Raw genomic sequence first — 11,803 nt, 5'->3', positions numbered from 1 at the left:
CAGCAGTGTTTAACTCCAAGAAAAAATAGCGCTTCTAAAGAAAAAAATGAGTCAAAACAGTCATTCATTTAGTAGAATGAATAGCTGTTTTGACCCATTTTATTTTCTATTACTCGTTGATTGCTAGAATTTGTGCCAAGTATCCTTTTACAATTTGCTCAGATTCTTCTTCGTTGTATTCTTTATAATAATTGATTTCATGTAAAATTCGTTTCACTTCATATATTGCTTTTTTCTCTTCGAACCAAAGTTTCATACTTCGTCTTTTACTCGTTTCTTCGTTTTCTTTTATATATTCTACTTCCACATCCAGTATTTCTATAATTTTTGCAATGCGAGCAATCACTTCAAATTCTTTATTTTCATTATATAGCATGGTTTTGATACTCCTTTCAATTTGGCGCATTTTAATTTTTGTTCATTGCATATTTCAATCTGGTTATTCCAAATAATAAAAAACTAATCCCAATCCAAAAGATAAGTGTCAAGGCTGAGATTGTAGGATTAAATAAAAAAAGAAAGCCGATAATTATCCCTAAGCTATTTACTACGAATAAGGAGTTTCGATAAACAGTGTTTAACTCTTTTGCCTCAACTATTCTAAAGCAACGTATGCTAAAAAAAAGAATCAACCAAGTAGCAAAGGCAAATGGTAGTACAAACATTCCCAGTGTCAAATGAGAAAAAAAGAAGGTACCAATTAAAAGATCAATGATTCCGATCAACGCAATCAAATTGGAATAATAACCACTCCATTGTTTCATATTTTTATCTGAATAAAGTTCAAATATTCCTTTTAGAATGAGGACGATTGAAAAGAATATAACGAGTAGTCTTAAAACGGTTACTGGGTTTTCAAAAGTAAATATGGCTAGTCCAATAAAGCTCATTCCAAGAATAAAAGAACCAATCTTACCGTATTTGATCCAAGCCATATGTCTGTCCTTTCTTTTTTATACATTGATAACGGCTATACTAACTTCATATTCTTAGTATAGAGGATAATGAGCTTGTTATTCTTTCACATCCTGTCGCATGATACGAAATAAAAAAAAAGAATAGTAAAACAAAACTTATTAGGTTTTGCTTTGCCATTCTTTTTTATCTTTTAGACTTATAATAGTTCTCTTCTTAATTCCTCATCTGTCTGATTAGAGAGGTACTTAGGCGCAATATCAAAAACTGTATAAGCACCAAATTGTTTTTCCTTAGACAAACGAACACACGCTCTAGCATAAGCTACCAGTACACTTGCGGTGAATTCAGGATTACTTTCAAGTTGTAAATTATACTCAATCACTTGTTTCGTCTTTTCATTCGTTCGCCCAGTATGCAAAACTGTTCCCCCATGCGGCATGGTCTTGTGATCACGATCTAGCTCATCTTTTGAAATAAAATGAACCTCAGTATCATAATCAGCAAAATAGTTAGGCATCGAAACAATTTCCTCATAGATCTTTTCTTCAACTGCGCCTGTTTCAAGTACAACAAAACATTCTCTACTATGTTTATCTCGAGTTGTCAAATTTAGTTGTTCACCCGATTTCAATTTTTCGATGACTTCACTATTTGGAATCGTATATTGAACAGCATCTGCTACGCCTTTTATTCGTCTTAATGCATCAGAATGTCCTTGGCTAACGCCTTTTCCCCAAAAAGTACTCGTCTGTCCAACCGGCAAAATACTTTGTGCGTATAAGCGATTCAAACTGAATAACCCTGGGTCCCAACCAGTTGAGATAATTGAGGTTGTTTGATTTTCTTTAGCCACTTGATCTATTTTTGCAAAATGTTCAGGTATTTTAGCATGTGTATCAAAACTATCAACAGTATTAAATAACTGCGTCCATTCAGGGGTTTGGATCGGTAAATCAGTTGCTGATCCCCCACACAATATACAGACATCGATCTCAGCTTTTTTATCTTTGAGTTGGTCCATAGTAAACGCTTGACCTCCTTGTGTTTGGACTGTTTCAGGAGCTCTTCTTGTAAAGATGCCGACTAATTCCATATCTTTATTTTGTTTTATAGATAGTTCAACGCCACGTCCCAGGTTCCCGTACCCGATAATCGCTATTTTTATCATACTTACATTCCTCCACTTCTATATGTCAAATTATATCAAAAGTGAAAGTCATTTGACAATCCGAAGTTGAATACGTTCCATTCCTATAGGGAATTACTCTAAATTCAATTGTGTTTTTAATTGTTTTATAACTTTTTCTTTTTCTTCTTCTGGAATGCTTTGATAAGAAATACCTTCTTCACCAGTATACCCATCTCCTGTAAAACCTTCCCCTTGCATTTGGTAACTTTCGATGTTGTCTAGGGCTTTTTGATAATTTTTCATCAATAACATCATTTGATCCAATGTCATATCTGTTTGTCCATTGTCACCAATGACATCCAATAACTCTTGGTAACGAAAAACACTCTTCATTGACATCAATTCTTTCGTCAACTGAATCGTTACTTCCCGCTGTCTCTTTTGTCTGCCATAATCACCTAAGGGATCTTCATAGCGCATTCTTGCATACTGTAATGTTTCCCAGCCACCCAAATGTTGTTCTCCTTGTGGATAATGAATTCCTTCTGCGTCAAACTCAAAATCATTATTCACTGTGACACCACCAACAGCATCACTCAATGCAGCTAAACCATCCATGTTGATAACGAAATAATGATTGATCGGGATATCTAAATAATGCTCGACCGTATCGATCATCATTTCATCACCGCCAAATGAATGCGCATGATTGATTTTATCATACACACCCTCTTTTCCAACAATCTCTACATATGCGTCTCTGGGGATGCTTGTAATTGTCGTCTTTTTTAATTGATCATTGACGGTCACAACCATAATCGTATTGGCCCGAAAATCCGTTTTACGCTTTGAATCATTTGCGATACCTAGTAGTAAAAAACTAACAGGTTCACTATTTCCGAGTTTTACAGGTTTGGTTTCTCGGTTCAGTGGTTGGTATATTTTATCGGCTGTTTTTTGAACATTTTTAAATACGGAAGCTCCATAGGCAGAAGCTCCAGCAACGATAAGTAACACGAATGTCAGAACACCTAAAATCGTTCTTTGTATAAATCTTTTTTTAGCATCTGATGTCGAAAATTCTCTGTTGATATAAAACTTATAAAGACAAATATAGGAAAGATTCACCCATGCAAAGCTTAATGAAAAACCTGCAATCACATCGCTTGGATAATGAACTCTTAAATAAATTCGACTTAATCCAATCAAAAGCACATAAACGATCAAGGCAATCTTTATCTTTTTGTATTGCTTTGGATAAATCGTTTGTGCAATTAAAATAATTGAACATGCCAAACACATAGCTAAAAGCGAATGACCACTAGGAAAACTATAAGAGGTTCTTTCTGCTAATTGATTCACATTAGGTCTTGGTCGAGCCACCAGATGTTTAAATATAAATCCAAATGCACTCACCACGAAAACATTGCTGATCATCCAAAACGCCAGTAATGTTTTCTTTTTTCGCCAAAGAGTAAACGCTACAATCAAGCTTACAATAAAAATTGGCCCGATTGTCGCAGTTTTAGCGAATAAATTTACAATGTTTGTCATTGTCTCATTTGGTTTCCAATTAAATTGATAGATTGCCGCATCTAATTGATTAAACCATGGAACATTCTGAACAACTAAAAAGGTCAATGCTGAAAATAGTAAGATACTCAAAATAGCAGGGGTAATTTTTTTTTCTTTCAACGTATACATGTCATAAATCCCTTCATTCTTATATTAAATAACATTGTTAGCTCAAAGTCAGTATTTACAACGCTAATAAAAAACGCTGTAACTCACTTGCCTTGCAAATAAAAGCATGAGTCCAGCGTTTTTTTCGTCAAACTACACTCTTGAAAACACAAGCAGATAATAAGACGTTACACAATTAGTAAATCAATTCTATATTTACCAAAAGAAAAAAGCCAAACATTTTTTTCCTAAGACGTTTGACTTTCAATCAATCTCATCGTCTGAGTTTTAGCACTATACAACGTAAAGAAAATTCTTAGCTATTTTATGAAAAGCCTTAATTCGACAATTCCTGTTTTACACATTGGCGTCTTTCGACGTTTCTGCGCAATAGCTTATGTTTGTATAGGAGCCTCACCTAACAAGGTTATTTATCTATTTAATTTACTAAATAATACCGTTAGAAAGAATTTTTTTCAAGTTATTTTTAGCGTCTTTATTTTTTCTTAATTTAAATCCAAAGGAATCTAGAAAATGTCATTCTATTGTATAAAAAGAAACGACATCAAAATAGATTTGATCGTCGCTTCTTTTTAACTATATTTTACTCATCTACCTCTTCAAACTGTGAGTTATAAAGTGATGCGTAGTAGCCATCTTGAGCAAGTAATTCTTCATGTGTTCCTTGTTCTTTAATATCACCGTCTTGCATGTAAAGAATTTTATCTGCATCTTTGATCGTTGATAAACGATGCGCGATAACGAATGATGTACGACCAGCCATTAAGTTATTCATCGCACCTTGAATCAGTCCTTCTGTTCTTGTATCAACAGAGGATGTTGCTTCATCAAGTATCAAGATCGGTTTGTCAGCTAAAATTGCACGAGCAATGGTCAAGAGTTGTTTTTGACCTTGAGAAATATTTGAAGATTCTTCATTCAACTCCATGTCATAGCCGCCAGGCAATGTTTGGATGAAGTGATGAACGTGTGCAGCTTTGGCCGCTTCATAAACTTCTTCATCTGTTGCATCTAAACGACCATAACGTAGGTTTTCCATAATGGTTCCTTTAAATAGCCAAGTATCTTGTAATACCATCCCAATATTTTTACGCAAATCTGCACGGTTAAAGTCTTTGATATTGTGTCCATCGATTTTGATTGCACCAGAAGTCACGTCGTAAAAACGCATCAATAATTTAACCATTGTTGTTTTACCAGCTCCAGTTGGTCCAACGATTGCAACTGTTTGGCCTGGATCGACATGTGAACTAAAATCATTGATGATGATTTTATCAGGTGTGTAACCAAAACGAACATGTTCAAAGTCAACCATTCCTTTTGCTTTATCGATTTTGACTGGATTTGGAACAGTTTGATCCTCTTCATCTTCTTCAAGAAATTCAAAAACACGTTCTGCTGCTGCAGCCATTGATTGAAGCAAGTTAGATACTTGAGCTAATTGAGCAATAGGTTGTGTTAGGTTTCGAACATATTGAATAAACGCTTGGATGTCCCCAACTGTGATCGTGCCGTTATACGCTAAGATCCCACCAAGAATCGCTACCGCAACATAACCAAGGTTACCTACAAAGTTCATGATCGGTTGCATCAAACCAGATAGAAATTGAGATTTCCAAGCTGATTTGAATAAGACATCATTTTGTTTTTTAAACTCATTAAGAGAGTTTTCTTCATCATTGAATAGACGCACGATGTTATAGCCACCGATTGTTTCTTCGACCTTACCATTGATTACACCAAGATATTCTTGTTGTGTTTTAAAGTATTTCTGTGAATTTTTTACAACGATCATAATTAAGAGCATTGAAATTGGTACAATCAAAATCGCAATACCTGTCATTTTCACAGAAATGGAAAGCATCATTATAATGACTCCAATAATAGTGAAAACGGAGGTGATCAGTTGTGTGATCGATTGGTTTAGTGATTGACCCAATGTATCCACATCATTTGTGATACGGGATAAGACTTCACCTGTTGTACGGCTCTCAAAGTAATTCATTGGCATGCGGTTGATCTTCTCAGAGATTTCTTTACGCATTCGATAGGTGATTTTTTGTGAAATCGTCGACATGATCCAGCCTTGCAGAATTCCAAAAGCTGATGCGACTAGGTAAAGCCCTAGCATAAATAGTAAGATCCCACCTATTTTACTAAAGTCGATGCCGCCAGTTCCTTGATACTTTTTGATTAATCCATTGAATAATTCTGTGATCGCTTGTGATAAGATTTTTGGACCCCAAATATTAAAGACGGTTGAAGCAATTGCAAAAATCATTACAAAGAAAACAGGAATTTTATATGCACCAATATAAGAGACTAATTTTTTTAATGTTCCTTTAAAATCTTTGGCTTTTTCCACTGGAGCAATTTGTCCAGGACCGCCGCCGCGACCGCCACGTGGGCGATTTTGTTGTTGTTCTGCCATTATATTTGCTCCCCCCTACTCAGCTTCTTCTATGCCTAATTCAGCATTGCTCAATTGTGATTGGGCAATTTCTTGATAGACAGTTGATGACTTCATTAATTCTTCGTGTGTTCCGTGATCGACGATACGACCTTCGTCCAATACGATAATGTTATCCGCATGAAGAATCGTAGAAATTTTTTGCGCGACAATGATTTGTGTGGCCCCTTTGATATTTTCAGATAATGCTTTTCGTAAGGCTACATCCGTTTTATTATCAAGTGCTGAAAATGAATCATCAAAGATCAATATATTAGGATCTTTCGCCAAGGCACGAGCAATCGATAAACGTTGTTTTTGTCCACCAGAAACGTTCGTTCCACCTTGAGAAATTTCTCGGCTATAGCCTTTTTCATTTGAGTCAATAAATTCTTCTGCTTGCGCAATTTTAGCAGCTTTCTCCATTTGTTCATCTGTTATATCAGCATCACCAAATTTAATATTTGATGCAATATCACCTGAGAATAAGATTCCTTTTTGCGGTACAAAACCGATAATATCGTGCAATTTGTGCAAGCTGATATCACGAATGTCTATTCCATCAATCGTGATTCGTCCACCTGTTACGTCAAACAAGCGAGGAATCAAATTAACGATTGTTGATTTACCTGAACCCGTCGAACCGATCAAGGCTGTTGTTTGACCTGGTTTTGCTGTGAAGTTAATGTGATGTAACACGTCTTTATCAGCATCACCATAACGGAATTCTACTGCTTCAAATTTCACTTCACCTTTAAATTCATGATCATCTTTAGGATTTTTCGGATCTTTGATTGTTGGTTCTGTTTCAAGAACTTCTTCCACACGGCCAGCTGCAACATTGGCACGAGGTAGAATAATTGATACCATTGACAACATCATAAATGCCATAACGATTTGCATTGTATAGGTAATAAAGGCCATCATATCCCCAACTTGAAGTTGACCGTTGTTTATATTGTGTCCACCGACCCAAACGATCAAAACAGAAATACCATTCATCAATAACATCATGATCGGCATCATGATCGACATCGCCCGGTTAACAAATAATTGAGTTTTCATCAAATTAGTATTGGCCACATCAAAACGTTTTTCTTCAAATTTTTCGCGTGAAAAAGCACGAATAACAGGTAAACCAGTAATAATTTCACGAGAAACTAAATTCACTCTATCGACTAAATTTTGTAAGGCTTTAAACTTAGGCATCGTTGTTAGAAGTAAGCTTATTACTAAAATTAAAACAGCACCCACAGCTACACCGACGATCCAGCCCATTCCCGTTCCAGTTCGGTAGACATTGTAGATCCCACCAATACCTAAGATCGGCGCATATAATACGATACGCATGATCATGACGATTCCCATTTGCATTTGTTGAATGTCATTGGTATTTCGCGTAATCAATGAAGCTGGAGAGAATTTATCCATTTCCGTATTTGAAAATTGCAGCGTACGTTCATATTGACCCACACGCAAGTTTCGTCCAACAGATGCAGCAACTAATGCAGCGATCAAGCCCACAATGACTGCTGCTACAGCGGAAAGGAAAGTTAAAAGAACCATTTCTGTTCCCGTTTTAATCATATAGTCCGTTTGAATTTTTTGTGTATTCATGTCCAGTGCTTTATATTCGGCTAGTGTTAATTGAATTCCTACCGTTTTCATAGAATCCGCGCCTAAATCACCTAAACTTTTTTTCGTTTCTTTACGAGCTTCTTCGACTTTTGCAGGTAAAGCATCTGTCTTTGCCTTGATTGAATCAGCTAAGTTTTTGGCTTCAGTCCCTTTGGCTTGGGCTTGAGCCGCTAGGTCTTGTGCTTCAGTCCCTTTTTCAGTTGCAGTCGCGATATCTGTGGCAGAAGCGGCAGCGGCACCTGCAGCTTGGGCTTGTTCCCCTATGCTTGTTGCCTCTTCACCAAGTTGCTTGGCCTTAGTGGCGTCTTCTCCAATTGTTTTATAATCTTCTATAATCGCTTTTGCTTCACTAGCGTTCGATGAATCTTTTGATTGGGAAGATGCGAGCATCATCATTGGTAAGTTAAAAATGTCTGCTAATTTTGCTTCTGTCATCCCATCTTGAAGATTTAATTTATAGACTTCAACTTCTTTGCCATCAATTTTTTCAGTTGTTAGTTTATAGTTTTCTTCAATTGTTTTTTTCTCATCATCTGTCATGAACATTTCGATTCCCTGAAGAGATGTTTTCCTGATTTTTTCAGGTGTGGAGTACTCAAGCCCTCCTTGTTGAATACCGACATCGACGATTCCCGATGTTAATCTTGGTAAGCTTAAATCACTACTTGCCTGCACAACTAAAAGCACAAGAACCGCGATGACCGCATACCAGTATTTGCCAAGATATTTAAAGATCTTCACTATTGGTCACCTTCCTCTTTCCGGGAAATTTGTTGGGAGTAATCTACGAATTTCGCAGTCAGCTCGATGAACTGTGCCGTATCTTTTTCTCCCATGAGTTTAAAAATTTGAACGATCTTATCGCGCATTTCTTTTTTTTGAAGTTTAGCGGCTTTTTTGCCGCAATCCGTTAGCGTAACATTAATACGACGACGATCATCTGGGTCCATCTTACGTTCGATTTGACCCTTTTTTTCTAAACTACCTAGAACAACTGCAATACGAGCACTGGATAGGTTCAATGATTCAGCTAGATGCTTTGGACTAGTTGGTTCACCGTAACGTTCAAGAAATTTGATAACGATACTTTCACCTTGGTTACTCTTTTCAAGTCTGCTAAATGCACTATGTCGATTTTGAACCATTAGACGCATAAGTTCTTGTTCGGCCTTTTCTGCGTATGACATATGACTCCTCCTTTTTTTAAAATAATTACTTTCTACCACTAATAGCTAATAGTATTAGTAACTAATGCTGTTTGATATTAACGCAAATAGCTTTTATTGTCAATAGGATTTGAGCAAAAAGAATAATGAATACGGTTTTATTTAAAAAAATTAAAATTGTGTTCTATCGTTCATTTTTAATTGGCATATATTTTTGACAAAAAAAATCTAGCAACGTCATTATTCAACGTGACCAGATTTTTTAGTTTCCTTGATTACCGAAACGAATTAAAGTAAGTGGTAGTAAAGTAATAGCTAATCTATTCCTTTTGCTTTCAACACAGCTATTGCGAATTATTTGTGGCATAATGAAGAACCTCAAACCAAGTTCAACTTATTGAGAAAAGCCTAGTTATTTTCAATCGCTGAATGATTAATTAAACGATTAATATGGACACCTAAATAGACGAGTTCATTTTCTGGTATCTGTGTTGAGTAGGTTTGATCAATATAGTTCTTGACCTTCGTTGCACTATCCATGGCACCAGGATAGAGGGACCACATTTGGCGATACAATTCATCTTCTTTTTCCTGAAGCAGTCCTTCACTGAAAAAACGATCGACAAAGAAACGAACATGGGTGATGAAACGAGTATAATGTATTGAATTCGTATCGATTTCTTGACGTAAGGAATAACGAACCATATTAACGATCGTACCCACCAGTTTGGCTTTTTTTAAGCCATCTTGATCCTCATGTTTATTCGATTGTGCATTGATTAAATGAAAGGCAATATTCGACGCTTCTTCATTTGGCAGTTCAATCTTGTACTTTTGCTTGATTTGTTTTAAAGCCATTTCACCAATATAAAATTCTTTTGGGTAATAATTTTTGATTTCCCAATATAATCGATTGGAAATAGCCAGGCCTTTTTCACTACGTTCTACAGCAAAGTGTAAGTGATCTGAAAGAGTTAAATAGATGCTGGTATTCAATTGGTAAGGTAATTCTTCTTCAGCGATTGCAACAATTTCTTTCGTGATTTCAAAAAATTGTATTGGTATTTCATCAACTAATTCAGCAAATTGAGAAGATTTTTGTTCTTCAATCGGTAAGAAAATTTTGTCTACTAAAGAATCAGAGATCACATCATCGATTTTTTTATTGTAGCCAATCCCTTTGCCTAAAGCAATCATCTCTTGTCCATCCTTTTCAACAAGTACGACGCTTGAGTTCAATACTTTTTTTACTAAGATCATTAAGAGCCACTCCCTGTCTACTACTGCGCTAAACTTGCACCATTTGTTGCAATCACTTCTTGATACCAATTGAAGGAATCTTTTTTAGAGCGATCATATGTGCCATTTCCTTCATCATCAGCATCCACATATATAAAACCATAGCGTTTGGACATTTGTGATGTTCCTGCGCTGACTAGATCAATTGGCGCCCAACTTGTATAGCCAATCAAATCGACCCCTTCATCGATAGCTTCTTTCATTTGTTTGAAATGTGCTTTAAAATAGTCAACACGATAAGGATCATGGATCGCACCGTTTTCCACAATATCTACCGATCCCATGCCATTTTCTACAATCATCAATGGAATATTATAACGGTCATATAATTCAATCAAAGCAATTTTTAAACCTTTTGGATCGATTTGCCAACCCCAATCTGTTGAAGGTAAATAAGGATTTTTAACACCTAAAACGGTATTGCCAGGTGTTCTTTCAGCTTCTGGATCGCCAGATTCTGCCATCGACATATAGTAGCTAAACGAAAGGAAATCGACCGTATTTTCTTTTAAAATCTGACGTTCTTTTGACGTTATTGTAATAGTGATCCCTCTATTTTTCAAAGCAGCCTCTATCATTTTAGGATACTCACCTTTGACTTGAACATCAGTATAAAAATTATTTTCAAGATTTTTCTTTAACGTTAATTCGACATCGATCGGTGCACAAGTTAATGGATAAGTCATTAATTTAGTTAGCATACAGCCTACTTTGTTGTTGGTATTTTTCTCATGGGCTATTTTTGTAACAAGAGCACTAGCGACAAATTGATGGTGCAACGCTTGGTAAATTTCTTGTTCTTCTTTTCCAGGTGTACACTTGTCTGGCACGATACCGGCTGTTGTAAAAGGATGACGGTGAATGCTATCGATCTCGTTAAATGTTAGCCAATACTCTACATACTCGCCAAATGCTTCAAAGCAAACTGTTGCAAAACGAACAAAATCATCGATCACACGACGATTGACCCAGCCATTGTATTTTATGCTAAGTGCGAGTGGCATTTCGTAATGTGATAACGTAACAATCGGCTTGATACCTAAGCGTTTCATTTCTTTAAAAACCGCGAGATAAAATGCAATGCCTTTTTCATTTGGGTGCTCTTCTTCACCTGTCGGGAAAAGTCTTGTCCAAGAAATCGATAAACGTAAAGTCTTGAAACCCAGTTCGCTAAATAAAGCCAGATCTTCTTTATAACGATGATAAAAATCTATCCCACGTCGTTTGGGATACCATTTATCTGTTTTATCAGCGATCGCATCTTCAATTATTGCAGTAGAAATCCCCATATGCGCAGCGTAATCTTTGTTATCGACATGAGGTTTGTAACTGGCAATATCTGCTACTGATAAGCCTTTACCATCAACGTTCCAACCACCTTCAACTTGATTTGCGGCAATTGCGCCACCCCATAAAAAATCCTTTGGAAATGTTTTATTGTTTTGCATAATATCCTCCTAATTTAAAAGCATAACGAGCTCGTTTAGCTTCGACTGGAAA

General features: G+C 36.2%; 9 protein-coding genes and 1 riboswitch. All 9 genes read right to left on the bottom strand.

Going from position 1 to position 11,803, the window contains the following annotated elements:
* Positions 1-109: 109 nt before the first annotated feature.
* The 9 genes from AC4BC4_RS06200 to AC4BC4_RS06160 all read right to left on the bottom strand — a co-directional run bounded on the left by AC4BC4_RS06200 (position 110) and on the right by AC4BC4_RS06160 (position 11,751).
* On the bottom strand, positions 110-376 hold the full coding sequence (locus tag AC4BC4_RS06200) for a hypothetical protein (protein ID WP_438756349.1): 267 nt from the start codon (positions 374-376) through the stop codon (positions 110-112).
* Positions 377-407: 31 nt separating this feature from the next.
* Positions 408-935: an HdeD family acid-resistance protein gene (locus AC4BC4_RS06195; protein ID WP_438756352.1), complete on the bottom strand. Its 528-nt coding sequence runs from the start codon at positions 933-935 to the stop codon at positions 408-410.
* A 179-nt stretch (positions 936-1,114) separates the two neighbouring features.
* A complete protein-coding gene (locus tag AC4BC4_RS06190; RefSeq protein WP_438756353.1) occupies positions 1,115-2,086 on the bottom strand; it encodes a diaminopimelate dehydrogenase in 972 nt (323 codons plus the stop codon).
* A 93-nt stretch (positions 2,087-2,179) separates the two neighbouring features.
* On the bottom strand, positions 2,180-3,751 hold the full coding sequence (locus AC4BC4_RS06185) for a phosphatase PAP2/LCP family protein (RefSeq protein WP_490477127.1): 1,572 nt from the start codon (positions 3,749-3,751) through the stop codon (positions 2,180-2,182).
* 245 nt (positions 3,752-3,996) lie between these two features.
* Positions 3,997-4,163, bottom strand: a riboswitch (M-box (ykoK) riboswitch).
* 171 nt (positions 4,164-4,334) lie between these two features.
* Entirely contained in the window at positions 4,335-6,182 is a 1,848-nt protein-coding gene (locus AC4BC4_RS06180) for an ABC transporter ATP-binding protein (protein ID WP_438756356.1), read from the bottom strand.
* A 15-nt stretch (positions 6,183-6,197) separates the two neighbouring features.
* Positions 6,198-8,579, bottom strand: coding sequence for an ABC transporter ATP-binding protein (locus AC4BC4_RS06175; RefSeq protein ID WP_490477126.1), 2,382 nt, complete (start codon positions 8,577-8,579; stop codon positions 6,198-6,200).
* The gene (locus AC4BC4_RS06170; RefSeq protein WP_490477125.1) at positions 8,579-9,025 is read right to left on the bottom strand and encodes a MarR family winged helix-turn-helix transcriptional regulator; all 447 of its coding nucleotides are present in this window, start codon (positions 9,023-9,025) and stop codon (positions 8,579-8,581) included. Before AC4BC4_RS06170 ends, AC4BC4_RS06175 begins: the two co-directional genes overlap by 1 nt.
* A 387-nt stretch (positions 9,026-9,412) precedes the next feature.
* Positions 9,413-10,264: a PRD domain-containing protein gene (locus AC4BC4_RS06165; protein ID WP_490477124.1), complete on the bottom strand. Its 852-nt coding sequence runs from the start codon at positions 10,262-10,264 to the stop codon at positions 9,413-9,415.
* Positions 10,265-10,284: 20 nt separating this feature from the next.
* Positions 10,285-11,751 carry a glycoside hydrolase family 1 protein gene (locus AC4BC4_RS06160; protein ID WP_490477123.1) on the bottom strand — a complete coding sequence of 489 codons (1,467 nt, stop codon included), beginning with the start codon at positions 11,749-11,751 and terminating at the stop codon, positions 10,285-10,287.
* Positions 11,752-11,803 lie beyond the last annotated feature (52 nt).

The organism is Enterococcus sp. AMC1086, from assembly GCF_058216575.1.
This window is presented reverse-complemented; position numbering and strand designations above follow the sequence as displayed.